Source organism: Pseudomonas flexibilis, from assembly GCF_000802425.1.
In the GTDB taxonomy this organism is placed as follows: domain Bacteria; phylum Pseudomonadota; class Gammaproteobacteria; order Pseudomonadales; family Pseudomonadaceae; genus Serpens; species Serpens flexibilis.
Window position 1 is genome coordinate 75,063 of sequence record NZ_JRUD01000009.1, and the last position, 25,725, is coordinate 100,787.

The 25,725-nt window shown below is 64.8% G+C and carries 25 protein-coding genes, 1 tRNA gene and 2 pseudogenes; 8 read left to right on the forward strand and 20 right to left on the reverse strand.

The window, feature by feature from the left end; genetic code table 11:
• Positions 1-53 precede the first annotated feature (53 nt).
• From SF06_RS07690 to SF06_RS07715, 6 genes are all read right to left on the reverse strand, one after another.
• Positions 54-2,096 (reverse strand): flotillin family protein, encoded by a 2,043-nt coding sequence (locus SF06_RS07690; protein ID WP_052199752.1) that lies wholly within the window; start codon positions 2,094-2,096, stop codon positions 54-56.
• A 43-nt stretch (positions 2,097-2,139) separates the two neighbouring features.
• Positions 2,140-2,769, reverse strand: a complete 630-nt coding sequence (locus SF06_RS07695; protein ID WP_039560624.1) for an OB-fold-containig protein — start codon at positions 2,767-2,769, stop codon at positions 2,140-2,142.
• A gap of 58 nt (positions 2,770-2,827) precedes the next feature.
• Complete coding sequence (locus tag SF06_RS07700) at positions 2,828-3,523, reverse strand: PspA/IM30 family protein (protein ID WP_039560626.1); 696 nt, start codon at positions 3,521-3,523, stop codon at positions 2,828-2,830.
• Positions 3,524-3,773: 250 nt separating this feature from the next.
• Positions 3,774-4,040, reverse strand: a complete 267-nt coding sequence (locus SF06_RS07705) for a DUF3509 domain-containing protein (RefSeq protein ID WP_052199753.1) — start codon at positions 4,038-4,040, stop codon at positions 3,774-3,776.
• A gap of 72 nt (positions 4,041-4,112) precedes the next feature.
• The gene (gene nadA, locus SF06_RS07710; protein WP_039560631.1) at positions 4,113-5,171 is read right to left on the reverse strand and encodes a quinolinate synthase NadA; all 1,059 of its coding nucleotides are present in this window, start codon (positions 5,169-5,171) and stop codon (positions 4,113-4,115) included.
• Between the two features lie 146 nt (positions 5,172-5,317).
• Positions 5,318-5,393, reverse strand: a tRNA-Lys gene (locus tag SF06_RS07715).
• A gap of 141 nt (positions 5,394-5,534) precedes the next feature.
• Here SF06_RS07715 and SF06_RS07720 point away from each other — a divergent pair.
• Both SF06_RS07720 and SF06_RS07725 read left to right on the forward strand, forming a co-directional pair.
• Positions 5,535-6,584 (forward strand): cytochrome-c peroxidase, encoded by a 1,050-nt coding sequence (locus SF06_RS07720; protein WP_052199754.1) that lies wholly within the window; start codon positions 5,535-5,537, stop codon positions 6,582-6,584.
• Positions 6,556-9,156 carry an EAL domain-containing protein gene (locus SF06_RS07725; RefSeq protein WP_052199755.1) on the forward strand — a complete coding sequence of 867 codons (2,601 nt, stop codon included), beginning with the start codon at positions 6,556-6,558 and terminating at the stop codon, positions 9,154-9,156. The genes SF06_RS07720 and SF06_RS07725 overlap by 29 nt, the downstream gene beginning before the upstream one ends.
• 33 nt (positions 9,157-9,189) lie before the next feature.
• Here SF06_RS07725 and ybgF read toward each other — a convergent pair whose 3' ends face one another.
• The 12 genes from ybgF to aspS all read right to left on the reverse strand — a co-directional run bounded on the left by ybgF (position 9,190) and on the right by aspS (position 19,474).
• A complete protein-coding gene (ybgF, locus tag SF06_RS07730) occupies positions 9,190-9,951 on the reverse strand; it encodes a tol-pal system protein YbgF (RefSeq protein WP_039560632.1) in 762 nt (253 codons plus the stop codon).
• A 5-nt stretch (positions 9,952-9,956) separates the two neighbouring features.
• Positions 9,957-10,469: a peptidoglycan-associated lipoprotein Pal gene (gene pal / locus SF06_RS07735; protein WP_027589282.1), complete on the reverse strand. Its 513-nt coding sequence runs from the start codon at positions 10,467-10,469 to the stop codon at positions 9,957-9,959.
• Between the two features lie 53 nt (positions 10,470-10,522).
• A complete protein-coding gene (tolB, locus tag SF06_RS07740; protein ID WP_039560641.1) occupies positions 10,523-11,809 on the reverse strand; it encodes a Tol-Pal system beta propeller repeat protein TolB in 1,287 nt (428 codons plus the stop codon).
• 14 nt (positions 11,810-11,823) lie between these two features.
• Entirely contained in the window at positions 11,824-12,732 is a 909-nt protein-coding gene (gene tolA / locus SF06_RS07745; protein ID WP_039560643.1) for a cell envelope integrity protein TolA, read from the reverse strand.
• Complete coding sequence (gene tolR, locus SF06_RS07750) at positions 12,732-13,190, reverse strand: protein TolR (protein ID WP_027589279.1); 459 nt, start codon at positions 13,188-13,190, stop codon at positions 12,732-12,734. Before tolR ends, tolA begins: the two co-directional genes overlap by 1 nt.
• 10 nt (positions 13,191-13,200) lie before the next feature.
• Positions 13,201-13,896 (reverse strand): protein TolQ, encoded by a 696-nt coding sequence (tolQ, locus tag SF06_RS07755; protein WP_027589278.1) that lies wholly within the window; start codon positions 13,894-13,896, stop codon positions 13,201-13,203.
• A 2-nt stretch (positions 13,897-13,898) separates the two neighbouring features.
• Positions 13,899-14,339 carry a tol-pal system-associated acyl-CoA thioesterase gene (gene ybgC, locus SF06_RS07760; protein ID WP_039560646.1) on the reverse strand — a complete coding sequence of 147 codons (441 nt, stop codon included), beginning with the start codon at positions 14,337-14,339 and terminating at the stop codon, positions 13,899-13,901.
• An 18-nt stretch (positions 14,340-14,357) separates the two neighbouring features.
• On the reverse strand, positions 14,358-15,395 hold the full coding sequence (gene ruvB, locus SF06_RS07765; RefSeq protein WP_027589276.1) for a Holliday junction branch migration DNA helicase RuvB: 1,038 nt from the start codon (positions 15,393-15,395) through the stop codon (positions 14,358-14,360).
• Positions 15,396-16,001: a Holliday junction branch migration protein RuvA gene (gene ruvA, locus SF06_RS07770; protein ID WP_027589275.1), complete on the reverse strand. Its 606-nt coding sequence runs from the start codon at positions 15,999-16,001 to the stop codon at positions 15,396-15,398.
• A 50-nt stretch (positions 16,002-16,051) separates the two neighbouring features.
• Entirely contained in the window at positions 16,052-16,576 is a 525-nt protein-coding gene (gene ruvC / locus SF06_RS07775; protein ID WP_039560647.1) for a crossover junction endodeoxyribonuclease RuvC, read from the reverse strand.
• A gap of 225 nt (positions 16,577-16,801) precedes the next feature.
• Positions 16,802-17,548, reverse strand: a complete 747-nt coding sequence (locus tag SF06_RS07780; RefSeq protein WP_027589273.1) for a YebC/PmpR family DNA-binding transcriptional regulator — start codon at positions 17,546-17,548, stop codon at positions 16,802-16,804.
• Positions 17,549-17,698: 150 nt separating this feature from the next.
• Positions 17,699-19,474: an aspartate--tRNA ligase gene (gene aspS, locus SF06_RS07785; protein WP_027589272.1), complete on the reverse strand. Its 1,776-nt coding sequence runs from the start codon at positions 19,472-19,474 to the stop codon at positions 17,699-17,701.
• 222 nt (positions 19,475-19,696) lie between these two features.
• Between aspS and SF06_RS07790 the strand changes: the two genes are divergently transcribed.
• The 5 genes and pseudogenes from SF06_RS07790 to SF06_RS07805 all read left to right on the forward strand — a co-directional run bounded on the left by SF06_RS07790 (position 19,697) and on the right by SF06_RS07805 (position 23,361).
• Positions 19,697-20,164, forward strand: a complete 468-nt coding sequence (locus tag SF06_RS07790; RefSeq protein WP_027589271.1) for a Dps family protein — start codon at positions 19,697-19,699, stop codon at positions 20,162-20,164.
• 227 nt (positions 20,165-20,391) lie between these two features.
• Positions 20,392-20,712, forward strand: a pseudogene (locus SF06_RS18895) (cold shock domain-containing protein membrane protein); the annotation flags it as partial.
• 81 nt (positions 20,713-20,793) lie between these two features.
• Positions 20,794-21,006: pseudogene (locus SF06_RS18695) on the forward strand (cold-shock protein); the annotation flags it as partial.
• Between the two features lie 266 nt (positions 21,007-21,272).
• A complete protein-coding gene (gene sstT, locus SF06_RS07800; protein ID WP_039560649.1) occupies positions 21,273-22,490 on the forward strand; it encodes a serine/threonine transporter SstT in 1,218 nt (405 codons plus the stop codon).
• Positions 22,491-22,506: 16 nt separating this feature from the next.
• Positions 22,507-23,361: a pseudouridine synthase gene (locus tag SF06_RS07805; protein ID WP_039560651.1), complete on the forward strand. Its 855-nt coding sequence runs from the start codon at positions 22,507-22,509 to the stop codon at positions 23,359-23,361.
• Here SF06_RS07805 and SF06_RS07810 read toward each other — a convergent pair.
• Both SF06_RS07810 and SF06_RS07815 read right to left on the reverse strand, forming a co-directional pair.
• Positions 23,355-23,561, reverse strand: a complete 207-nt coding sequence (locus tag SF06_RS07810) for a SlyX family protein (RefSeq protein ID WP_027590442.1) — start codon at positions 23,559-23,561, stop codon at positions 23,355-23,357. The two genes, SF06_RS07805 and SF06_RS07810, sit on opposite strands and share 7 nt — an antisense overlap.
• Positions 23,558-23,989 (reverse strand): HIT family protein, encoded by a 432-nt coding sequence (locus SF06_RS07815; protein WP_027590441.1) that lies wholly within the window; start codon positions 23,987-23,989, stop codon positions 23,558-23,560. Before SF06_RS07815 ends, SF06_RS07810 begins: the two co-directional genes overlap by 4 nt.
• A 355-nt stretch (positions 23,990-24,344) precedes the next feature.
• Here SF06_RS07815 and SF06_RS07820 point away from each other — a divergent pair, with 355 nt between their 5' ends.
• On the forward strand, positions 24,345-25,613 hold the full coding sequence (locus SF06_RS07820) for an OprD family porin (RefSeq protein WP_039560654.1): 1,269 nt from the start codon (positions 24,345-24,347) through the stop codon (positions 25,611-25,613).
• The last annotated feature ends 112 nt before the right edge of the window (positions 25,614-25,725 follow it).

Here is a 25,725-nt window from a genome sequence, read left to right on the forward strand (position 1 = left end):
CGCACGGGCCCGGATCGACGGGAAAGGGACCGCGCCGCAGCGCGGTTCCGGCATCAGCTCTCGGCGGCCGTCTGGGCGGCATCCAGGTCGCGACCGGCGCGGCCGTTGAGCAGGCGCGACAGCATGTCCTGGACCACCGGGCTCTTGCCGACCACGCCTTCGATGGCCTTGCCCACCGACAGCGACTTGGCGAAGGAGTTGAAGAAGTCGCCCTCGCCGCCGACGATCTCGATCTTCGCCTGGCCCAGCGCGGCGGCCAGCACCTCGGCCTGCTCCTTGGCGATGTCCTTGTTGGCGGCGATGGCGGCCAGGGACTCCTCGAAGTGCTTCTCCAGCTGCATGCGGAACTCTTCGTGCTGGCGCGCGTTGTCGCTGAGCGCATCCAGGGCGCCGAACTTCTTGCCCAGGCCCTCGGCCTCGGCGCTCAGCCGCTCCAGCAACACCTGCGCCTCGGCCAGACCCAGGTCCTGGGTCGCCTTGGCCTTGGCGCTGCCCAACTGCTGTTCGCCGCGCGCCTGGGCGCCGAGCTTCTCTTCCAGCACCTTGGCTTCGGCCAGGCCGTCCTTCTCCCGGGCGGCCGCCTGGGCTTCCAGCACACGGGCCTGTGCCAGGCCCTTCTCCTGCTCGCCGCGGGCTTCGGCGATCAGCTGTTCGGCCTTGACGCGGGCCTGCGCCAGTCCTTCCTTCTCGACCGCCGCGGCGGTGACTTCCAGCACCCGCGCATCGGCCAGGCCCGGCGCGGCGCGCTCGGCCTCGATGCCCTCGGCCATGCGCTTCTTGGCCTCGGCGCTCTTGGCCGCGGCTTCCAGTTCGGCCTGGGCCAGCGTATTGATCTCGACGGCCTTGTGGCGGGAGCGGGTCTCGTCGGCCTCGGCCTGCTTGACCTGGCGCACCAGCTCCTGTTCAGCCTCGGCCTGGGCCTGCAGCACGACGACCTGCTTGAGGCGCTCGGCCTCGGAGACCTCGCGCACTTCCTTGATGCGTTCTTCTTCCTGGGCCACGGTCTTCTCCACCGCCACCCGCTCGCGAATCACACCGGCGATGTTCTTGCGTTCTTCCTCCAGCGCCTTTTCCTTCTCGATGCGCTGCAGCTCCACTTCGCGCTCGCGGGCCACCACTTCCAGATCACGGGCACGGGTGACCTTCTCCACCTCGATGACCACGGCGCGCTGACGGTTCTGCACCGCCACTTCCACCTCGCGCTGGTGGTTCTCGGCACGGATGTCCAGTTCCTGCTGGGTCTGGATGCGTGCCTGCTCGGCCTTCAGGCGCTCTTCCTCGCGCACCTTCAGGGTTTCAGCCTCCTCGCGGGCGCGGATGGTCTCGATCTCGCGCTTCTGGCGGGCCTCGGCATCGGCCTGCTGGCGCTCCAGGGCCAGGGTGGCCTCGCGGGTCTCGACGTTCTTCTTCTTGATCGCCAGCTCCTCGTTGCGCTCCAGCTCGTTGGTGATGACGTTCTGCGCGGCGGTCAGCTGGGTGATCTTGCGGATACCCTCGGCGTCCAGGATGTTGGTCGGGTCCAGGGAAACCTTGGGGGTCTGCTCCAGGTAGTCGATGGCCACGTCTTCCAGCACGTAGCCGTTGAGGTCGTTGCCGATCACCTCGACGATGCGGTCGCGGAAGCTCTGCCGCTCCTCGAACAGCTGGACGAAGTCGAACTGCTTGCCGACGGTCTTCAGCGCTTCGGAGAACTTGGCATTGAACAGCTCGTTGACCGCGCCACGGTCGGAGGCGCGGTCGACACCGATGGCCTTGGCCACCTTGAGCACGTCTTCCTGGGTTTCGTTGACGCGCAGGTAGAAGGCCACGGTGATGTCGGCGCGCAGGTTGTCACGGCAGATCAGGCCGTCCTTGCCGCGGCGATCGACTTCCAGGGTGATCAGGGAGATCTTCATGAACTCCTTGAGATAGATCACCGGGTACACCAGCGCGCCGGTGAAATGCACCTTGGGCGTGGAGGACAGGTCGTTGACGATCAGCGCGGTGCCCTGTGGAACCTTGATGTAGAAGGCCTTGAACAGGACATAGAAGCCCATCAGCAGCAGGAAGAACACGCCCACTCCGACCAGGAACGGCATCAGCATGGCGAAACTCATGGGTAAACAATCTCCTTGTTTTTAAAGCGGGTGCGTGCGTCCTTCAGGACACTGACAGGCCGTCGAATTCGGCTTCGCTGATCACCCGATAGGCATGCGGCTCCGGCAGGTACTCCAGCAGTACCACCCGGTCGCCGCGCTTGAAGTCGTGGGTCGCCTCGGCACGGATGCGCAGGATCAGCCCGGCGCCGCCGTTTTCCAGCATGGCTTCCCCGTGCTGCTCGGTAACCCGGCCGCTGCGCACCAGCACCCGCTGGCCGATCAGCGAGCGGCTATCCGTGGATTCCAGCTTGCGAAACAGCGGGCGCAGCGGACGGATCAGCAGGGCCACCAGCGGTACGGCGGCCACCACCGCGGCCACGGCCGCGAGCAGACCCAGCGGGTAGCGCAGCAGGCCCAGCGGCAGAGGGTCGAGAATCAGCAGCTGAACGAAATAGCAGCCCAACCAGGCGAAGAAGAACAGCAGGGTGAGCACCAGGGTGACCGGCACGCCGTTGAGCCCGCACTTGAGCAGCAGGCCGGCCAGCCCCTCCAGCGCCGTGTCATCGCCATCCAGCAGCTCGACATCGACCAGCCCGAGGGCGGCAACCAGCCAGTAAAGGATGGCCACGCAGAGCAGGAAGCTGAGCAGGACAGTCGGAAAGGAAAGCGAGGTATGCAGAAACAATTCCATCGGATCGCATCTCGAGGCGGCCCGAACGCCCAGGAAGAGCGCTCAGGCCTTTAGACGGTCAGTCGGCCTGCCGGGCCTGCAGACGGGCCAGCACCTTTTCGGCATTGCTTTCGCTGCCGGCCAGGCCTGCCGCACGCAGCTTGCGATCCAGCGCCGCGTCGCCGTTACCTTCGGCGGCCAGCTCCGCAGAGGCGTCCATCAGTGCGGCACGCTCGGCCTGCTTCTGCTTGATGCGCTCCAGCGACTCCACGGCGGAGTGCAGGCGCGACTGGGCGTCGCCATGCCGCTGGGTGACCGCCAGCTGGGCTTTCTGCACGCTTTCGGTGGCCTTGACGGTATCCACCTGCTGCTTGAGTTGCTTGATGTTGCCCTCGGCCTGGGCGATGGCCGCGCGCAGACGCGTGGCGCTGGCGGCAAATTCCTCACCCTGCTGGCGCTCGCCCGCCAGATCGTTCTCCAGGCGCGCGATCTTCTCCGCCACTTCACGGGCCAGTTGCGCATTATCGGCGTCGAGCGCGTTGAGGGCGTATTGCTCGTACTCGCCGATCTGCTGTTGCAGCTTGCTGGTCCGCTCCTCGGCCAGTTTCTGCCTGGCCATGATGCCCGCCAGGGCTTCCCGGGACCTGTGCAGCTCCTGCTCGGCATCACGGATTTCCTGATCGAGGATCCGCAGGGCCTGGCCATCGACCAGCGACTCCCCCACCTCGCGGGCACCACCGCGCAGGGCGGTGAGCAGTTTGCTCCAGACGTTCATTGCGCGCTCCTTGTTGAAAGGAAATCCTTGCAGGCCTCGGTGGTCCTTGCGGGCTTCCTTGATGAGCGGCCCCGTTCGCGCAAAGACTGGCGATAGAGGGGCCGCCAACGGGTGGAGAACATGCCTCCATGCGGCGCGCACGCTAACGGCTCGCAGGCGAGGCGCCAACCCTTACGAACGGCTGACGCCTGAAAACGTGATGCAGATCACGGTTGCGCAACGCGGACGCGTGGCGCGGAGCGGTTGGGTATCAAGCGTAGTTGCGCACCCGGTCGCTGCCGCGCAACGCGGCGAGCACGGTTTCGTCGGCACTGCCACCGGCGACCAGCAGGTCGCGGCGCACGCTGTCCAGCACTTCGGCCAGGCCGGCGGGGTGGCTGAGCAGCGCACGGCCAACCACCCGGCTGATCAGCGGCTCGCCCTTCTCGTCATGCAGGGTGATGACCCGACCGCCATCGGGCCGGCGCGGCCCCAGGGTGACGTTGTAGGAAGCCAGCGCGGCCAGCAGTGCATTCATGTCCATCCGATACAGCCCCGGTAACCGATTGAAAAACCGGGGCTTTGAGGCCGGCAAAGGCGGAAAGTTCCGTCAGGCGTTGCCAGCCAGGCGCAGGCGCGCGGCCTGGGTGAAATCCAGCATGCGCTTGAGCGGCTTGACGGCGCGCGGCACCAGTGCCGAGTCCACGAGGATCTCGTTGCTGCCCTCGCGCAGGGTATGCAGAGTCCGCTCCAGGGTGTTCATGGCCATCCACGGGCAGTGTGCGCAGCTGCGACAGGTGGCACCGCTGCCGGCGGTGGGCGCCTCGATGAACTCCTTGTCCGGGCAGAGCTGCTGCATCTTGTAGAAGATGCCGCGGTCGGTGGCGACGATGAAGGTCGGATTGGGCAGGGTCTGCGCCGCCTTGATCAACTGGCTGGTGGAGCCTACCGCGTCGGCCAGCTCGATGACCGCTTCGGGGGATTCCGGGTGCACCAGCACAGCCGCTTCGGGGTACAGGACCTTCATGTCGGCCAGTTGCTTGGCCTTGAACTCCTCGTGAACGATGCAGGCGCCATCCCACAGCAGCATGTCCGCGCCGGTTTCACGCTGGATGTAGCGACCCAGGTGCTGGTCGGGTGCCCAGATCAGCTTCTCGCCGTTGTCCATCAGGCTCTCGACGATCTCCAGCGCGCAGCTGGAGGTCACCACCCAGTCGGCACGCGCCTTGACCGCTGCCGAGGTGTTGGCATACACCACCACGGTGCGCTCGGGATGCTGGTCGCAGAAGGCGGCGAATTCCTCCACCGGACAACCGAGGTCGAGGGAACAGGTGGCCTCGAGGGTGGGCATCAGCACGTGCTTTTCCGGATTGAGGATCTTGGCGGTCTCACCCATGAACTTCACCCCGGCCACCAGCAGGGTGCTGGCCGGGTGCTGACTGCCGAAGCGGGCCATCTCCAGGGAATCGGCGACGCAACCACCGGTTTCCTCGGCCAGTGCCTGCAGCACGGGATCGCAGTAGTAGTGGGCAACCAGCACGGCATCCTGCTTCTTCAGCTCGGCGGCGATTTCAGCGCGAAGGCTGGCCTCCTGCTCGGGCGTCAGCGGCTTGGGCTGCTTGGCGGCGAGGTGGGCTTGGACCAGGATGCGCTCGGGGATCTGAGACATGACGGCAGGACCTGCAAACTCGACTGAAGCGGAAGGCGAGTATACACCCGACCCAGCCACCGGCGGCTGCCTGCGGCATGGCGAGCGCATACGAAAAAGCCGGAAATCAATCTTTCAACTGATTTCCGGCTTCTACTCGTTTCAACTGGTGGGTCGTGTAGGGCTCGAACCTACGACCAATTGATTAAGAGTCAACTGCTCTACCAACTGAGCTAACGACCCGATGGCTGTGCATCATACTGATTTAATTCAGGAAATCAACGGTTTTTTTATGCTGACCGAAAAAAAACGGTGAATGGCTTACCTGCGTTTCCTTTGACCGGCCTCAACAGGCGCACCCAGGCGAATTTCTAAGATGCGCCGATGAAATCAAGCCTGTCCCAGCTGCTACTGCTTCCCATGCTGATCGCCCTGGCCGCGCTGCTCATCATGCTGACCTGGAGCGAACCACCCCGCGCGCCCGCTTCCGAGCATACCCACCGGTCGGTGCGCAGCCTGGAGCCCCTCGCCCCGCTGCCCATCCCTGCGGGCGCACCGGCCTCCGAGCGCGTGGCACTGGGAGCCCGCCTGTACCACGACGCCCGCCTGTCCAGCGACGGCTCGGTCAGCTGCGCCAGCTGTCACCCGCTGCCCTACGGCACCGATGGCCGGGCGCGTTCGATCGGTGTGGGCGGCCAACTCAGCGAGCGCAACGCGCCCAGCGTGCTGAACGCCTCGCTCAACTTCGCCCAGTACTGGGATGGCCGCGCCGCCACGCTGGCCGAGCAGGTCATCGGCCCGCTGCTCGATCCGCAGGAAATGGCTTCCAGCTGGTCCCGCATCGAGGCCCTGGTACGCGCCGACGGCGACTATGCGCAGGCCTTTGGTCACGTCTACGGCGGACTGGTCGACCGCCACAGCATCAGCGATGCCCTGGTCAGCTACCTGGAAACGCTGCCCACACCGGCTCCGTTCGACCGCTACCTGCGGGGCGATCCCGCCGCCATCGACGCCGAAGCCCGGCAAGGCTACGCGCTGTTCAAATCGCTCGGCTGCGCCAGCTGCCACCAGGGCGTCGGCGTGGGCGGCAACCTGTTCCAGCGCTTCGGCATCATCGCCGACTACTTCGCCGACCATCCGGACAATGCCGCCGACACCGGTCGGGAGCGCATCACGGGGCGCGTCGAGGACCGCCACGTCTTCAAGGTTCCCAGCCTGCGCAATGTCGCCGTCACCGGGCCTTATTTCCACGATGGCTCGGTGGCGCGCCTGGAGGACGCCGTACGCATCATGGGCCGCTACCAGCTAGGCCGGCGGCTCTCCCACGAAGAGACCCGGCTGATTATCGCCTTCCTCGACACCCTGACCGGGGAGCCGCCCTCCCTGCCCACCACGGCCTATCTGCATGAAGATGTCCTTCCTGTCTCTCCCTGACTGGCAACGCGCCGCCCGCGCCCTGCTCATGGTGCTGTTGATCGGCCTGTCGCTGGCCTGGCTGTTCTCACGCGCCGACAGCATTTCCATTGAGCAGCACCAGGACTACTCGCGACAGCTGCTGCGCCTGCAGCAGCTCGACGCCGAGCTGAATGCTTCGGTCCTGGCCAGCCGCTACGACCTCTACCGCAATTTCGACCGGAGCAGCCAGGGCGTAAAGGACCTCCTGGCCATCACCCGTACACTGACGCAGCTGCCCGATTATCTGCCCCTGCGAGATCGCCAGCCGCTGGAGGAGCAGGTCGCTCGACTGCGCCAGGCGAGCCTCGACAAGGCGGACGCGGTAGACCGTTTCAAGCGCGAGACGGCAATCCTGCGCAATTCCCAGAGCTATTTCCCACTGATCACCGACAGCCTGATCCGCGATGGCGTGCTGCAGCCGGCGCTGTCACGCGAGGTGGGCATCTTCGGCCGCTCGGTGATGACCTTTCTGCTCAGTGACGACCCTGGGCGTGGCGAGCGGTTGCGCCAGGAGCATGACCGTCTGGCCGGGGTGGCCGAACGGCTACCTCCCGCCACGGCGGAGACGCTGCGCATCCTGCTCAGCCATGCCGCTCTGATCCTGACCCACAAGCCCACGCTGGATGCCATCACCCACGACATCCTTGAACTGCCGACCCATGCCCTGGGCGACACCTTGGGCCAGCGGTACGCCCAGGCCTATAACCAGGCGTTGCAGAAAGCCCGGCGTTATCGGGTGCTGCTGTTCGTGGTCGCGCTGGGGCTGGGTATCTATCTGGTGATGGCCGTGGCGCGCCGGCGGCGCCTGGCCGCGCAACTGGCGGACGCCAATCGCGAACTGCAGGAGCGCCTGGAAGCGCTGCACCAGGCCCAGGCCGAACTCAAGCGCTACGCCACAGTGTTCACCAACGCCCGGGAGGGCATGGTCATTACCGACGCCAGCGCCCAGATCATCGCGGTCAACCCGGCCTTTACCGAGATCACTGGCTATCCGCTGGAGCAGATCGCCGGCGCCACGCCGGCGGTCCTCTCGTCCGGACGGCAGGATGAGCACTACTACCAGAAGATGTGGTCCGCCCTGAAGGAGCGCGGCCAGTGGCAAGGCGAGATCTGGAACCGCCGCCGTAGCGGCGACATCTATCCCGAGTGGCTATCCATCGCCGCAGTGCGCGACAGCGAAGGCGAGACGACCCACTACATCGGCATTTTCTCCGACGTCACCGAACGCAAGGAGGCCGAGGCGCGTATTCATCACCTGGCCCACCACGATGCCCTGACCGGCCTGCCCAACCGGCTGCTGCTCCAGGACCGGCTGGGGCAGGCGATCCGTGAAGCCCGGCGCAAGGGCAGCCAGGTGGGCATCCTGTTCATGGACCTGGACCGCTTCAAGTGGATCAACGACACCCTGGGCCACGACGCCGGCGACCACCTGCTGCGCACCATTACCCGGCGCTGCCTGGATGTGCTGCGCGAGTCCGACACCCTGGCACGCCTGGGCGGCGATGAGTTCGTGGCCATCCTGCCCGGCTTGCAGCAAGCCCAGGACGCCGGCCTGGTGGCGCGCAAGCTGCTGGCGGCGATCACCCAGCCGTGCATGCTGGGCAACCATGAACTCAGCGTCACCTGCAGCATCGGCATTGCCGTCTTTCCCGGCGACGGCACCACCGACTCCCTGCTGCTGCGCAACGCCGATGCCGCCATGTACCGGGCCAAGTCCGAAGGCCGCAACGGCTTCCAGTTCTATTCGACGGACATGAACACCGCCCGCCTGGGCGAGCTGCTGCTTGAACACCAGCTACGGGGCGCCCTGGAACGCCAGGAACTGTGCCTGTTCTATCAACCCAAGGTGGATGCACGGGACGGGACGCTGCGCAGCTGCGAGGCACTGTTGCGTTGGCGACATGCCGAAGAAGGCCTGCTGACACCCGATCGCTTCCTGCCGGCCGCGGAGGAGTCCGGCCTGATCGTGCCAATCGGCGAATGGGTGATCCGTGAAGCCTGCCGGCAGGTCCGCAGTTGGCTGGATGCGGGCCGTCAGCCGGTGCGCGTGGCAGTCAACCTGTCCGGACAGCAGTTCGCCCACCAGAACATCGTGCAGTTGGTACGCGACGCCCTGCAGGAATATCGCCTGCCACCCCAGTTGCTGGAACTGGAGCTGACCGAAACCATCCTGATGCGCGACATCGAGCGCACCCTGGTCATACTCGGCGAGCTCTGCGCGCTGGGCGTCAGCCTGGCCATCGACGACTTCGGCACCGGCTACTCGTCACTGGCCTACCTGCGCCAGTTCCAGGTGCACACGCTGAAAATCGATCGCAGCTTCGTGAATGACATTCAGGAAGGCGCCAACGATGCCAAGATCGCCTCGGCAGTCATCGGCCTGGCCCACAGCCTGGGCCTGCGGGTGGTCGCCGAAGGGGTGGAAACTCCCCTGCAGCAGGCGTTCCTCGCCAACCATGCCTGTGACTACCTGCAAGGCTACCTGTTCGGCAAACCGGAACCGGCCGACCGCTTCAGTGAGCGCCTGCAGCGCAGCTGGGTCATGGCCTGAAAAAATCCCGCCAGGCGGCGGGATTTTCGGGGGTCAGCGCAGGTTCTTCAGATCGCGCTCGGCCAGCTTGGCGGCGGAGCTGCCTGGGTACTTGTCGATCACCTGCTGCAGCGCGGCCCGGGCCTTGTCGGTGCGTCCCAGACGGCGCTCGACATCCGCCAGCTTGTAGAGCGCATCCGGCACCTTGCTGTGATTCGGATAATCCAGGGTGACGCGGGCGAAAGCCTGACCGGCGGCCTGCAGATCGCCCTTCACCAGGCTGACCTCACCCAGCCAGTACTGGGCATTGGCCGCGTAGCGGCTGTTGGGATAGCGGCGCAGGAAGGCGCCGAACGCCTGGCTGGCCTTATCGAAATCCTTGGCCTTGATCAGATCGAAGGCGGCATCGTAGTAAAGCTTTTCCTTCGCAGGGTCGGCGGGTTCGCTGTCTGCGGGTGCCGGCGAGGGTGCGGGTGCCGGCGCCTGTGACACAGGCCCTGCCCCGTTGAGGCGATTGTCCAGTTGCTGATAGCGCTCCAGCGACTCCTGTTTCAGGCGCTGGATTTCGTACTGCTGCTCTTCGACCATGCCACGCAGGCGGGCCAGTTCTTCCTGCATCTGCTGCAGCTGGATGAAGAGTTCGCCCTGGGCCGAAGGCGGGACCATCGTCCCGCCCCCAACCTGGGCACCGCCGGAACCACTCACCGTAGGCAGGGGACGCAGGCGTCCCCCGCCTTCGCTGACCGGAACCTGGGCCATGGCGACCAGCGGCAGGCTGGCCAGCCAGGCGATCAGAATCTGGCGGTACTTGATCATCGCAATCAGTTCTGACGCAGTTCTACGCGACGGTTCTGCGCCCAGGACTCTTCGCTGCTGCCCATGGCAACCGGACGCTCTTCGCCGTAGGAAACCAGCTCCAGCTGAGCCGGGGAAACACCCTGCATGCTCAGGTAGCGCTGCACGGAACCGGCCCGGCGCTCGCCCAGGGCCATGTTGTATTCGCGGGTGCCACGCTCATCGGCATGACCTTCCAGGACCACGCGAACACCAGTAGCCTTCAGCACCTTGGCATGGGCGTCCAGGGCGCGCATGGCTTCGGGCTTCAGATCAGCGCTGTCGTACTCGAAGTAGAAGGTGGTGATGGCGCGCAGAGCAGCTTCGGCATCGCTTGCGCTGGTGTCGACGGTGGACTCTACCTGAGCCGGTGCAGTACCTGCAGTGTCGGCTTCGTAGGTGGTTTCGCCAGCGGTATCGCCGCCGGTAGAGGCACAACCAGCGGCAACAGCCAGGGCCAGGGCCAGGGCGGAGAGCTTACCGAACTTCAGCATTTCCATATAACAACTCCAACAGTCAGGGATGATAGGAACACTTGTGGCGCCCCCGCTGCCTAGTTCAGGTAGGGGGACCAGGAAGGCTCGCGAACTTCACCTTGTGCGGTGGGTAACGCGATCCGGACTCGTCCGTTGATGGAGACGAGCATTAACACTTCACGCCCCTGGTGACGAGTGGCGTAGATTAGCATCGTGCCATTAGGCGAAACAGTGGGCGACTCATCAAGTGTGGTGTCCGACAACAAGCGGAGATTCCCACGCTGCAAGTCCTGTGCCGCCACCTTGAAATTGGTGTAGCCCTCCTGGCGATGCACCATCACCAGGGTCTTTTCGTCCGCCGACAGTTTCGGCGCGGCGTTGTAGTTGCCGACAAAGGTGATGCGCTCCGCCGCCGGGCCGCCAATACGCTGGCGGTAGATCTGCGGGCGGCCTGCGCGGTCCGAGGTGAAGTACAGGGTCTGCCCGTCCCGCCCCCAGAACGGCTCGGTATCGATCGCATAATGGTTGGTCACCCGCTGCATCCGCCGGCTCGCCAGTTCCATCACATAGATTTCGGGGTTGCCGTCGCGGGACAGCACGAACGCCAGCCGACTGCCGTCCGGCGAGAACGCCGGGGCGCCGTTCAGACCTTCGAATGCGGTGATCTGCTCACGCTGCCCGGTGTCCACATGCTGGATGAAGATGCGTGGCCGGCGCCCCTGCTCGAAGGACACATAGGCGATGCGCTTGCCATCCGGCGAGAAGCGTGGCGAAAGAATCGGCTCACGCGACTGCAGCAGGGTCACCGCCCGCGCGCCGTCGTAGTCCGAGCGCTGCAGGGTGTAGCGGGTATTGCGGGTTCCCAGGCGCTCGGCCGTCACGTACAGCAGCTTGGTGGAGAAAGCACCCTTGGTGCCGGTGATCTTCTCGAACACCAGGTCGGCGATATGGTGGGCCATGTCGCGCAGCTGGGTAGCGCTGCCGCCTACCGTGCCGGTCAGCAACTGCTGCTGGGTGGCCACGTTGAACAGGGCGAACTGCGCCTGGTAGCGCCCGGCGTTCAGGTCCATGCTGCCCAGCAGCACGTACTGGGCGCCCAGGGCCTGCCAGTCGCGGTAGATCAACTCCGACGCCTGGGTCGGCAGGCTGATCATGTTCTGCCGCGGAATGGGTTCAAAAATGCCGGAATTGCGCAGGTCGTTGCCGACGATGGAGGCGAGGTCCTCGGGCAGCACGGTGGCGCCCTGCCAACCAAAGGGCACCACGGCGACCGGGATGGCCCGATCGACGCCGCTGGTGACCCGAATGTCGGCTTCCTGTGCCACCGCCGCACCGGCCAGGCAGCACAAGCCGAGCAGGAGCATTCGAAAGACAGTATTCACAGCGCGAGATCCTCTGGCGTGAAGGTCATGGTAAAGGAGCGATACCGCTCGAACTCTTTGGGCTTGAGGCTCTGCACCTCGCTGACACGCCCGATGTTGCGCACCGCGGCGACCGCCGAGTTGTCGAAGGGGATATCGCCACTGGAATTCGCTACGTTGACGCCGGTAATGGTCCCGTCGGGCAGCATGGTCACGCGCAGCCGTACCGTCATGTTGGGACGAGCGGAGGGCGGACGGCTCCAGCCCTGGGCCGCGCGCAGACGCAGCAGATCGTCGATGTTGCCCATCGCCTCTTCGCTGACCTCATCGGCCAGCGCGGCCTGACGTTCGGTATCCTCCTTGAGCAGCTCAGCCAGTGCCTGGGCGCGGAGTTCTTCCTGCGCCTTGCGGGCAGCCTCTTCCTCGGCGGCCTTCTTCTTGGCCAGCGCCTCGGCGGCCTTGCGGGCCTTCTCCTCTTCGGCCTTTTTCCGGGCCTCCGCCTCGGCAGCCTTCTTCTTCGCCTCGTCCTCAGCCTTCTTGCGGGCGACCTCCGCCTGGCGCTTCTGCTCGGCGGCCTTTTTCTCGGCCTCGGCCTTTCGAGCCGCTTCGGCGCGCTTTTGTTCCTCAGCCTTGGCGGCGGCGATGCGCTGCTCCTCGGTCTTGCGCTGCTGTAGCTGCTCCATCTCGAATTCCCGGGCAGCGGTCTTCTTGGCCTCGCCGGCAATCTTCTGGCGAGTCTGGCTTTCGGCCTGGCTCTTGGATTTCATTTCATACAGGGTGGCCTGCACCACCGGGCGCGCCGGTGGCAGGTCAGGCGTGCTGGCGAAGCTCACGAACAGCAGACCGAACAGCACCGCGTGCAGACCCACGGCGCCGAGGACCGGCCAGAACCACGGTGAAGAGGACGCCTGTTCCGCGGGACGCATCAGGGGGCCTCGGTAATCAGACCGACGTTGCCGACACCGGCCTGCTGCAGGCCGCCCATCACGGCCATCACCGCGCCGTAGTCCACTGCCTTGTCGCCGCGCACATACACCTGGACCTTTTTCCCCTGGCGACTGTTCTCGGCCAGGATGCCGCGCACGGCGCCCACCAGCTTGTCGAGGGAAACCGCCGCCTCGCTGTTGCGGGTCTGCTCGGTCTGCACCTCTTCGCCCATGTTCCAGTAGTAGGTGCGGTCAGCCTTGATGGACACCGTCAGCACGCGGGCATTGTTGTCCTGCGGCAGCACCTCGGTGCTCACCTTGGGCAGGTCGACCTTGACCCCCTGGTTGAGCATCGGCGCAGTCACCATGAAGATGACCAGCAGCACCAGCATCACGTCGATGTAGGGCACCACGTTCATCTCGGCGACCGGCTTGCGTCTGTTGCGAATTCTGGCCATCAGCCGCGCCTCATTCTTCGGAGGTGTGCACCTTGCGGTGCAGGATCGCCTGGAACTCGTCCGCGAAGGTGTAGTAGCGGGCAATCAGCTGCTCGCCCCGGGCGGAGAAGCGGTTGTAGGCGATGACGGCGGGAATCGCCGCGAACAGGCCGATGGCGGTGGCGATCAGCGCCTCCGCGATGCCCGGCGCCACGGTGGCCAGTGTGGCCTGCTGCACCTGGGCCAGGCCACGGAAGGAGTTCATGATCCCCCACACGGTGCCGAACAAACCGATGTAGGGGCTGGTGGAACCGACGGTAGCCAGGAACGGCAGCGCCTGCTCCAGCTTCTCTTCCTCGCGGGAGATCGCCACCCGCATGGCCCGGCTGACCCCGTCCATCACCGCATCCGGACCGACGCCCGGCTGCTGGCGCAGTCGCGAAAACTCGCGGAAACCGGCGCGGAAGATCTGCTCCACGCCACTGTGCGAATCGGTGGCATTGCCGGACTGGCGATACAGCTTCGACAGGTCGATGCCGGACCAGAAGCGTTCCTCGAATTCCTCCAGGGCATGCTTGGTGCCGCGCAGCAAGCTGCCGCGCTGGAAGATCAGCACCCAGGAAATGACCGAGGCAGCCACAAGAATCAGCATCACCAGTTGCACCAGCAGACTGGCATTGCTGATCAGACTCCACAGGGACATGTGATCGACGGCGTTGGGTTCCACGCTTACTCTCCTGGACGGGTACTGGCCAGGTCCCCCACGAAGGCGTCACGCAGCGCTTCGGGGATGGACCGGGGTTTCAGGGTATCGGCACGCACGCAGGCCACCAGGACGCTGCCCTCGCAGAGCAGCTGTCCATCGTTGACGCGGCGCACCTGTTGACGAAAACGCAGGCTGACACGGTTCAACTCGACCACCTCGGCCGAGACACTCAACTCGTCATCCAGCCGCGCCGGCGCGTGATAGCGCGCTTCGCACGAGTGGACCACGAACAGCAGGTTATCGCCGGCCAGTTGCGATTGGGCGAAACCCAGGCGACGCAGACGCTCGGTGCGCGCACGCTCCATGAATTTCAGGTAATTGACGTAGTAGACGATTCCACCGGCGTCGGTGTCTTCGTAGTAGACCCGGCAGGGAAGCGCGAACGGCTGCGTAAGAGTGCTCATTTCAGAAAAAGTTCCGCTTCATGCGTCATCGGTGCCGGACGGATTGCTCAGGCGCCCGGGCAACTGCAGACCAAAGTGCAGGTAGGCATGCCGGGTGACCACGCGCCCGCGCGGCGTGCGCATGATGTAGCCCTGCTGGATCAGGAAGGGCTCCAGCACATCCTCAATGGTGTGACGCTCCTCGCCGATGGCTGCGGCCAGGCTGTCGATGCCCACCGGACCGCCATCGAACTTCTCCATCATGGTCAGCAGCAGGCGGCGGTCCTGGTGATCGAAGCCGCGCTCGTCGACATCCAGCATGTTCAGCGCCAGGTCGGCCACCTGGCGGGTGATCTCGCCCTTGCCACGCACCTCGGCGAAATCGCGCACGCGACGCAGCAGGCGATTGGCAATACGCGGCGTACCGCGCGCGCGGCGGGCCACTTCGAAGGCCCCTTCCGGCTCGATCGGCAGACCGAGAATTCCGGCCGAACGGCTGACGATGGTGGTGAGGTCCTCGGCTGAATAGAACTCCAGGCGCTGCACGATGCCGAAGCGGTCGCGCAGTGGATTGGTGAGCATGCCGGCCCGCGTGGTCGCACCCACCAGGGTGAAGGGCGGCAGGTCCAGCTTGATGGAACGCGCGGCCGGGCCCTCGCCGATCATGATGTCGAGCTGGAAGTCCTCCATGGCCGGATACAGCACTTCCTCGACCACCGGCGAGAGGCGATGGATCTCATCGACGAACAGCACATCCCCGGGCTCCAGATTGGTCAGCAGCGCGGCGAGATCGCCGGGACGCTCCAGCACCGGACCGGACGTACTTTTCAGGGAGACCCCCATTTCCTGGGCGATGATGTTCGCCAGGGTGGTCTTGCCCAGCCCGGGTGGTCCGAAGATCAGCGTGTGGTCCAGGGCTTCGGCACGACCGCGTGCGGCCTGGATGAACAGCTGCATCTGCTCGCGCACCAGCGGCTGGCCGATGTAGTCGGCCAACCGGGCCGGACGCATGGCGCGGTCCAGTTGCTCGTCGCGATCCCGGGCGGAGGCGGTCACCAATCGATCGGCTTCGATCACTTAACCCATTCCCTTCAGCGCGCGCCGAATCAATTCTTCACTACTCAAACCGTTCTCCTGCACCGCGGCGACAGCCCGGCTGGCCTCCTGGGGCTTGAAGCCCAGGGCGATCAACGCGCTCACGGCGTCATTTTCGGCCGATGAGACCACCGCCTGAGTGGAAGGTTCCAACGTCAGCGGCGCGATGCCTGGAATCGCTTCCCAGGCCTTGAAGCGATCCTTCAGCTCCACCAGCAGGCGCTCGGCGGTTTTCTTGCCCACGCCGGGAATCTTCACCAGGGTGGAGGTGTCTTGCGCCTGCACGCAACGTACCAACTCATCCACCTCCATTCCGGACATCAGCGCCAGCGCCAGCTTGGGACCCACGCCATTCAGCCGGATCAGCTCGCGGAACAGCTCTCGCTCGCGCTTTTCCGCAAAGCCATAGAGCAGCTGCGCGTCCTCTCTGACCACCAGATGGGTGTACAGCGTCAAGGAATCGCCAACCGGGGGCAAACGATAAAGGGTCGTCATCGGCACTTCCAGCTCGTAACCGACGCCATTCACATCCAGCAGCAAAAAAGGCGGCTGCTTGTCCGCCAGGGTGCCATGCAATCGACCAATCACGCGTCCATTCCTCTCACATCAATTGGGGCCAGCAACGTCGCGCACACACCTCACAGACGCAGCCGGCCACTGCGTCGCTTGGCCTGGATCAGGCCGTGGGGAATCAGGCTTTGCCGATGGTGGGCATGGCAGAGCGCAATGGCCAGGGCATCGGAAGCATCAATCTGAGGCTTTTGCAGCAGCTTGAGCAGGTGCATGACCATCATCTGCACCTGCTGCTTGTCGGCCCCGCCGGTGCCGGCGATGGCCTGTTTGACCTGGGTGGCGGTGTACTCGGCAATCTCCAGGCCCGACTCGGCCCCAGCGACGATCGCCGCGCCGCGCGCCTGACCGAGCTTGAGCGCCGAATCGGCGTTGCGCGCCATGAATACCTGCTCGATACCCATGGTGATCGGCCCGTACTGGCGGATTACCTCGCTCACGCCGCGATAGACCGTCTGCAGGCGTTCCGGCAGCGACCCGCTGCCGGTGCGGATGCAGCCGGAGGCGATGTACTCGCAGCCCCGCCCGGTATCGCGCACCACACCAAAGCCGGTAATCCGCGAGCCCGGGTCGATTCCAAGGATCAGCGTCATGCCACCGCCATCACTGTCTATTTATCCAGCACGGAAGTATACGGGCCGACGCCGATGGCGTCACCCAGCCGAATGCGGGCCACCGCCAGCCCGCGACCGAAGTCGCTCCTACGGGGCCCGTTCAATGCCGGCTTTTCGTGGGAACGGCTTCAGCGTCGCAATGCTTTTTGCAGCACAAAAAAGGCAGCGCCGAGCGCTGCCTTCTGGGTCGCCAACACCAGGCAATCAGCCCAGCTGCTCCATGATCTCGTCGGGGATCTCGGCGTTGTGGTAGACGTTCTGCACGTCGTCCAGGTCCTCCAGCATGTCGATCAGCTTCATCACCTTCTGGGCGGTTTCCAGATCGGCGATCGGCGCGCTGATCGACGGGATCATGGCGATTTCCGCCTCGTCCGCCTTGAAGCCGGCAGCGGCCAGCGCTTCGTTCACCGCATGGAAATCGGCGAAGCTGGTGGACACCAGCGCGGAACCGTCATCACCCATTTCCACGTCATCGGCACCCGCTTCCAGGGCCGCTTCCATCAGCGCATCCTCGTTGACACCGGGTGCGTAGCTGATCTGCCCCTTGCGGTCGAACATGTAAGCCACCGAGCCGTCGGTGCCCAGGTTGCCGCCACACTTGCTGAAGGCATGGCGCACTTCGGCCGCAGTACGGTTGCGGTTGTCGGTCATCGCCTCGACGATGATCGCCACGCCGCTCGGCGCGTAACCTTCATAGCTGAGCTCGACAACGTTGTCGGCCTCGTTGTTGCCGGCACCCCGCGCAATGGCGCGGTCGATCACGTCGCGCGACATGTTGTTGGTCAGCGCCTTGTCCACCGCCAGGCGCAGGCGCGGGTTGTCGGCCGGCACCGCGCCGCTCTTGGCGGCCACGGTCAGCTCGCGAATGATCTTGGTGAAGATCTTGCCACGCTTGGCGTCCTGACGACCCTTGCGGTGCTTGATGTTGGCCCATTTGGAATGACCAGCCATAACTCACTCCATCTCGTTTCAGATTCTGGAACGGGCCGCTCCCGGCCCGCCTGTCTAGTCTGGCACTTCCGCGGGCGATCAGTGCCGCCCGCTGCCATGATGCCGCCCCGAACGGAGAAGCCCGGCTTTCACCGGGCTTCGAAGGAGCGATTATTCCGCCTTGGCTTGCTCGCGCAGGCGGATGTGCAGCTCGCGCAGCGCCTTGTTGTCCACGACACCCGGCGCCTGGGTCATGACACAGGCTGCGCTCTGGGTTTTCGGGAAGGCAATCACTTCGCGGATGGAGGATGCGCCGGTCATCAGCATGACCAGGCGATCCAGGCCGAAGGCCAGCCCGCCGTGCGGCGGCGCGCCGAACTTCAGGGCATCGAGCAGGAAGCCGAACTTCTCCTGCTGCTCTTCCTCGCTGATGCCCAGCACTTCGAAGACCGCCTGCTGCATCTTCTTGTCGTGGATACGGATCGAACCGCCACCCAGCTCGGTGCCGTTGAGCACCATGTCATAGGCGCGAGACAGTGCGGCGGCCGGATTGGCCTTCAGCTCCTCGGGGCTGCACTTGGGTGCGGTGAACGGGTGATGCATGGCACTCAAGCTGCCGTCGTCGTTTTCCTCGAACATCGGGAAGTCGACCACCCACAGCGGCGCCCACTCGCAGGTGAGCAGGTTGAGGTCGTGACCGACCCGAATACGCAGTGCGCCCAGGGCGTCGCAGACCACCTTGGCGCGATCGGCACCGAAGAACACGATGTCGCCATCGACCGCGCCGACGCGATCGAGGATGACGTTCAGGTTGGCTTCGGGGATGAACTTGACGATCGGCGACTGCAGACCCTCAACGCCCTTGGCGCGCTCGTTGACCTTGATGTAGGCCAGACCCTTGGCGCCATAGTTGCCAACGAACTTGGTGTAATCGTCGATCTGGCTGCGCGGCATGGAGGCGGCACCCGGCACGCGCAGGGCCGCAACGCGACCCTTGGGATCGTTGGCCGGGCCGGAGAACACCTTGAATTCCACATCCTTGAGCTGGTCGGCCACGTCGACCAGTTCCAGCGGGATGCGCAGGTCAGGCTTGTCCGAACCGAAGCGACGCATGGCCTCGGCGAGGGTCATGTGCGGCAGCTCGCCGAACTCGACATCCAGCACTTCCTTGAACAGCTGGCGAATCATGGTCTCGGTCAGGCCCATGATGTCGGCTTCATCGAGGAAGCTGGTCTCGATGTCGATCTGGGTGAATTCCGGCTGACGGTCGGCGCGCAGGTCCTCGTCGCGGAAGCACTTGGCGATCTGGTAGTAGCGGTCGAAGCCGGCGACCATCAGCAGCTGTTTGAACAGCTGCGGGGACTGCGGCAGGGCGAAGAAGCTGCCGGCGTGGGTGCGGCTCGGCACCAGGTAGTCGCGCGCGCCTTCGGGGGTGGCACGGGTCAGGATCGGCGTTTCGACGTCGAGGAAGCCGTTGTCGTCCAGGTAGCGGCGAATGCTCGATGTAATGCGCGAGCGCAGCTTGAGCTTGGCGGCCATTTCCGGGCGACGCAGGTCGATGAAGCGATAGCGCAGGCGGGTTTCCTCGCCGACGTCGGAGTACTCGTCCAGCGGGAACGGCGGGGTTTCGGCCTGGTTGAGGACTTCCAGCGCGTAGCCCAGCACTTCGATGGCGCCGCTGGCCATGTTCGGGTTGCGCGCGCCTTCCGGACGCATGCGCACCTTGCCGGTGACCTTGACGACGTATTCGCTGCGCACGCGGTCGGCCTTGGCGAAGGTTTCCGCGCGGTCCGGGTCGAAGACCACCTGAGCCAGGCCTTCACGGTCGCGGATGTCGAGGAAGATGACGCCACCGTGGTCGCGACGGCGATGGACCCAACCGCAAAGAGTGACTTCCTGACCGTCGAGGGCCTCGTTCAACTGGCCGCAATAGTGGCTGCGCATCATGGTGTGTTCGCTTCTCTCTGGGAGTCTGGTTTCATCTTGACCGGCCACCCCTGGCGCCTGCGGATCGGGCCAGCGTGGCAAAGCGCGAGATTATATAGGGTAAATGCCTGCCGCGCAGCCGTGGCGCACGGTGCGCTGGCGGTTGATCCAGATCCATGCCCGCAAGCGAAAACCCCTGTTAGGCTGATAGCACCTCATAGAAGCATCGTCGGAGGAATCACCATGGACATCGATATCGGCATTTCCCAGCAGGACCGTGCGGCCATCGCCGAAGGCCTGTCCCGTCTATTGGCGGACACCTACACCCTTTACCTGAAGACCCACAACTTTCACTGGAACGTCACCGGTCCGATGTTCAACACCCTGCATCTGATGTTCGAGACGCAGTACACCGAGCTGGCGCTGGCGGTGGACGCGATTGCCGAGCGCATCCGCGCCCTGGGCTTCCCGGCACCGGGCACCTACGCGGCCTATGCGCGGCTGTCCTCCATCAAGGAGGAGGAAGGTGTACCCAGCGCCGAGGACATGATCCGTCTGCTGGTACAGGGTCAGGAAGCCGTGGTGCGCACTGCACGCGGCATCTTCCCGCTGCTGGACAAGGTCAACGACGAGCCCACCGCCGACCTCCTGACCCAGCGCATGCAGGTCCACGAAAAGACCGCCTGGATGCTGCGCAGCCTGCTCGCCTGACATCCCGCCGGCAGGGCGACCCTCTGGCCGCCCTGCCCCGGCTCGCGACTTCGCGCTCACTTGCGGCGCTGCGATTTGAGCCCCTTTCCGCTTTGCTGTTAAATACCCGCCGTGTCGCACTCCATCCCGCGGCATAGGCCTGCCGCTGTACCACTCCTTACCTGTATTTGCGGAGCTGCGCGGCGACTGGCTCTCCCTGCATCATGCCTACTGTGAGTTCAATTCCAATGCTGAAAATCGTCCAACTCCTCACGGGCGTTGCCGCCCTCCTACTGTCCTTCGTACCCAGCCTCACCGGCGATTCCCTGCCTTACCTGCTGCAGCCCGATGCGCTCTACCTGGCCCTGTTCGGCCTGCTCAACCTGGCCTTTGCCGCCTTGCCGGAGCATGCCCAGCTCAGCAACCGGCGTCCGCTGCAGATCCTCGCCAGCGTGCTGCTGATCATTGCCACCGCCGTTCAGGCCGCGGTACTGCTGGGGCCGCTGGAGTTCATCGCCGGCCTGCCGGGCGTTGCCGCCGCCCTGCCGCTCGCCGCCCTGGCCGTGCTGCTGCATCTGCTGCTCAACTGGCAGCCGTCCCGTCCGTCGCGCCGGGCCGCAGGCGATGCCTACCAGGCGCCGCTCGGTGAGAATCGCGAGACCGGCACGGTCAAATGGTTCAACACCACCAAGGGCTTCGGTTTCATTTCCCGTGATTCCGGGGACGACATCTTCGTGCACTTCCGCGCGATTCGTGGCGAAGGCCACCGCGTGCTGGTCGAAGGCCAGCGCGTGGAGTTCTCCGTGATGCAGCGCGACAAGGGCCTGCAAGCCGAGGACGTGGTCACCACCGACCGCCGCTGATACCGCTGCGAGAAAGCCGCGCCTAAGGGCGCGGCTTTTTTTTGCCCGACAAAGGACCAGCGGCGAGGAAAATGCCCGCAATTTCCCGCCACTCCCAGTAAAATCGCCCCGCCTTGCCACGGACGGGACGGACCACGTCGGACTCTGCTGCCGACCTACACCCCAATCGCTCCGGTTCTGTACGACAGCAGCCGCCTCGGCTTCTCTCCTACATGACCGGGAACCACCGCTTCGCTTCGCCGCATGGGCGACCCCAGGAAACCCACATGATTCAGCGTCCTCTCCTGCAGTTGTTCACCCGCACCAGCCTGGTCGTCCAGATTTTCATCGGGTTGGTCGCCGGCATTCTGCTTGCCCTGTTACTGCCCCAGGCCGTCCCGCACGTCGGCCTGCTCGGCGAACTGTTCATCGCCGCGCTGAAAGCCGTGGCGCCGGTGCTGGTGTTCCTGTTGGTCATTTCTGCCATCGCCAGCCACCAGCAGGGTCAGCCGACCCATATCCGTCCGGTCCTGGTGCTCTATCTCGTAGGCACGCTGTGCGCGGCCATCGTCGCGGTGATCGCCAGCAGCCTGTGGCCCACCACCCTGCCGCTGGCCGAGGCCGCCACCGGCGCCAACCCGCCCGGCGGCATCGGCGAAGTGCTCAAGACCTTGCTGTTCAACATCGCCAGCAATCCGATCAGCGCCCTGCTGGAAGCCAACTACATCGGCATCCTCGCCTGGGCCATCGGCCTCGGCCTGGCGATCCGCCAGGGCAGCGACAGCACCCGCGCGGCCTTCAGCGACCTGGCCCGCGGCGTCACACTGATCGTCAAGGTGGTGATTCATTTCGCCCCATTCGGGGTGTTCGGCCTGGTGGCCACCACCCTGGTCGACACCGGCCTGCAGGCCCTGCTCGGCTACGCCCAGCTGCTGCTGGTGCTGATCGGCTGCATGCTGTTCGTGGCCCTGGTGGTCAACCCGGTCATCGTCTGGTGGAAGATTCGCCGCAACCCCTACCCGCTGGTCTTCCTGTGCCTGCGCGAAAGCGGCGTTACCGCCTTCTTCACCCGCAGCTCGGCGGCCAACGTTCCCGTCAACCTGCAGATCTGCGAACGCCTGGGCCTGCACGAGGACACCTACTCCATTTCCATTCCGCTGGGTGCCACCATCAACATGGCCGGCGCAGCAGTCACCATCAGCGTGCTGACCCTGGCGGCCGTGCATACCCTGGGCATCAGCGTCGACCTGCCCACTGCCCTGCTGCTCTGCGTGGTCTCGGCGGTCAGTGCCTGCGGCGCGTCTGGCGTGGCAGGGGGCTCGCTGCTGCTGATTCCGCTGGCCTGCAGCCTGTTCGGCATTCCCAATGAGGTGGCCATGCAGGTAGTGGCGATCGGCTTCGTGATCGGCATCCTGCAGGATGCCGCGGAAACCGCCGTCAACTCGTCGACCGACGTGCTGTTCACTGCGGCCGCCTGCCTGGCCGCAGAGCGCAAGCAGGCGTGACGGAAGCGATGCGGCGTTGAAACACAGCACGCTGCACCTGCCCGCCGGGCGCTGGCCGACGGTGCTCGATTGCCTGTGTGCACATTTTCCAGCGATCGGCCGCGAGGTCTGGCTCGACCGCTTCGCCCGCCATCGCGTGCTGGATGAGCAGGGGCAGCCCTTGCGCGCCGATCATCCCTACCGGGAAGGCCTGCGCGTCCGCTACTTTCGTGAAGTGCCCGACGAGGCGCGCATCCCGTTCGAGGAGCAGGTGCTGTTCCAGGACGAGCACCTGCTGGTGGTGGACAAGCCGCACTTCCTGCCGGTGGTCCCCGCCGGCAGCTACGTGCGGGAAACTCTGCTCAACCGGCTGGTGGAGCGCTTCGACAACCCGCAGCTGGTGCCGCTGCATCGGCTGGATCGCCTGACTGCCGGGCTGGTGCTGTTTTCCTGCAACCCGCAAACCCGCGACGCTTACCAGGCCCTCTTTCGCCAGCAGCGCATCGTCAAACGCTATGAGGCCATGGCGCCGCCGCTGCCTCGGCTGAACTTCCCCGTCCTGCGCCAAACCCATCTTGAGCAGGGCGAGCCGTTCTTCCGCATGCAGGAAGGCGACGGCAAGCCCAACAGCGAAACGCGTATCGAAGTTCTGGAGCCCTGCGGCGAGCACTGGCGCTACGCGCTTTACCCGGTCACCGGCCGCAAGCACCAGTTGCGCCTGCACATGGCCGGGCTGGGCGCGGCGATTCTCAACGACCCGCTGTATCCGAGCCTGAGCGCCGCACCCGAAGACCACACCCGCCCCCTGCAGCTACTCGCCCGGAGCCTGAGCTTCCAGGACCCGCTGAATGGGCAAGCGCGCACCTTCACCAGTTGCCTGACGCTTCAGTAATGGGGCGGAACCTCGTCTTCATCCTCGCTGCCGATCTGCGTCTGCAACTCGTCCTGGCGCTGCGATAACGCACTGACCAGCAATTGCAGTCGCTCGATGTCGCGCTGCTGGCGAACCACCTCGTCGTTCAGGGCCTGCAGGGTGTCATCCTGGAAAGCCAGGCGGCTTTCCAGGTCGGCGATACGTTCTTCTACCGTCATGCCTTGCCCTCCTCGAAATGGAAATCTTCGGTCAGCACCAGGCCAAGCTTGTCCCGGATGCCTTGCAGCTCGGCTGCGGAATAGGGCTGGGCCGGATGCTTGCCCCACACCGGCGCCGGCCAGGCCGCGTCGCCCTTGCGGCGCACGATCACATGCATGTGCAACTGACTGACCATGTTGCCCAGGGTGGCGACGTTCATCTTGTCCGCCGCGAAGGTGTCCTTGAGGATCTCCGCCAGCTGCGTCGTCTCTTTCCACAGCTGACGCTGGTCCGCCTCGTCGAGCTGGAACAGCTCGCTGACGTCCTCGCGGCGCGGCACCAGGATGAACCAGGGGTATTGCCTGTCGTTCATCAACAGCAGACGGCACAGCGGGAAGTCGCCAATAGGCAGGGTGTCTTTTGCAAGTTGCTCGGCCAGCACGAACATCGTGGTTCTCCTGAGAATTCCGGGCGCCGACGGCGCCTGCCGGGAGGATAGCGCCTGCCCTCGCGTTTTTCATCGCTCCATGGACGCCCGCACAAATGCGCCAGGGCCTTTTTGACTTGCCGGCATTTATTGCTATGCCTTCTTACAGAAGCGTTCTGACGATATCCCATTGATATCGAAACGCCTTTACAACCTTGGACGCGTACCAGCCGCAGGGGGCCTTGAACGAATCCGTCCACCACGTCAATTACCCGCCTTGGATGCAGCAGGTCCAACGGGGTGAGAGCAAGCCTGACGAGGAGCCGACCCGGGGGTACCCGGGCGGCCTCGATCTTCAATCAAAAGGAGCAGTCACATGCACGTGATGAAGTTGAGCGCAATCGCCCTGGCCGTTACCGCAGGCGCCTCCCAGCTGGCCATGGCCAGCGCCCAGTCCGAAGCGAAGGGACTGATGGAGGACAGCAGCCTTGATCTCTTCAACCGCAACCTGTACTTCAACCGCGACTTTCAGAACAACGCGCCCGGCACCCAAAGCAAGGTCGAAGAATGGGCGCACGGCTTCACTGCCACCTTCGAGTCCGGCTTCACCCAGGGCCCGGTCGGCTTCGGTTTTGATGCCTATGGCATGATCGGCCTGAAGCTGGACAGCAGCCCGAGCCGTGCCGGCACCGGCCTGCTGCCCGTCGGCTCCGACGGCTACGCCGAGGACGAATACGCCGAGGCTGGCGGCGTGGTCAAGGCGCGGGTCTCCAGCAGCGTGCTCAAGTACGGCCAGCAGATCGTCGGCGTGCCGGTGTTCGCCACCGACGACAGCCGCCTGCTGCCGGAAACCGCGACCGGCTTCATGCTGACCAGCAACGAACTCGAAGGGCTGGAGCTCAACGCTGGCCATTTCACTGCCTTGAATGCCCAGGCACAGACCGGCCATGACAGTGTTGGCCTGAAACGTCTCGACTTCGTCGGCGGCACCTACGCCGTCGACGACAACTTCTCGCTCTCGCTGTACTACTCGGACGCCCACGACGCCTTCCAGAAAGTCTACGGCAACCTCAATTACACGGTGCCGCTGGTCAACGAGCAGTCGTTGAACTTCGACTTCAACATCTACCGTACCGACTACGAGGCAGAGTACACCGGTACCGGCGATGACGAGGGCAACACTATCTGGAGCCTGGCGGCCACCTACAGCCTGGGCGCCCACAGCTTCATGCTGGCCTACCAGAAGTCCATCGGCGGCTTCGACGGCATTGGCTACGACTACGGTATCGATGGTGGCGGCACCGTGTATCTGGCCAACTCGGTGCAGCGCTCGGACTTCAACGCCCAGGACGAGAAGTCCTGGCAGGCCCGCTACGACCTGGACCTGGCGGCGGTCGGCCTGAACGGCTTCAAGTTCATGACCCGCTACATCTACGGCGACGACGCCGACGTCGGCACCACCGACAACGGCAAGGAATGGGAACGCGACATCGAACTGCGCTACGTGGTGCCGGAAGGCCCGGCCAAAGACCTAAGCCTGCGCCTGCGCCAGGCCACCTATCGCAGCAGTGACGGCGTCTACTACGGCTCGCCGAGCATCGACGAGGTGCGGGTGATCATCGAGTACCCGCTGAGTATTCTCTAACCAATCGCGGACGAATCCGCTCCCACGCAAGCGGCACAGCCCGTGGGAGATTCTATGTCCGCCTCGTATACAAATCCGACGCAGACGACGACCCCTTCAAGTGATATCGACT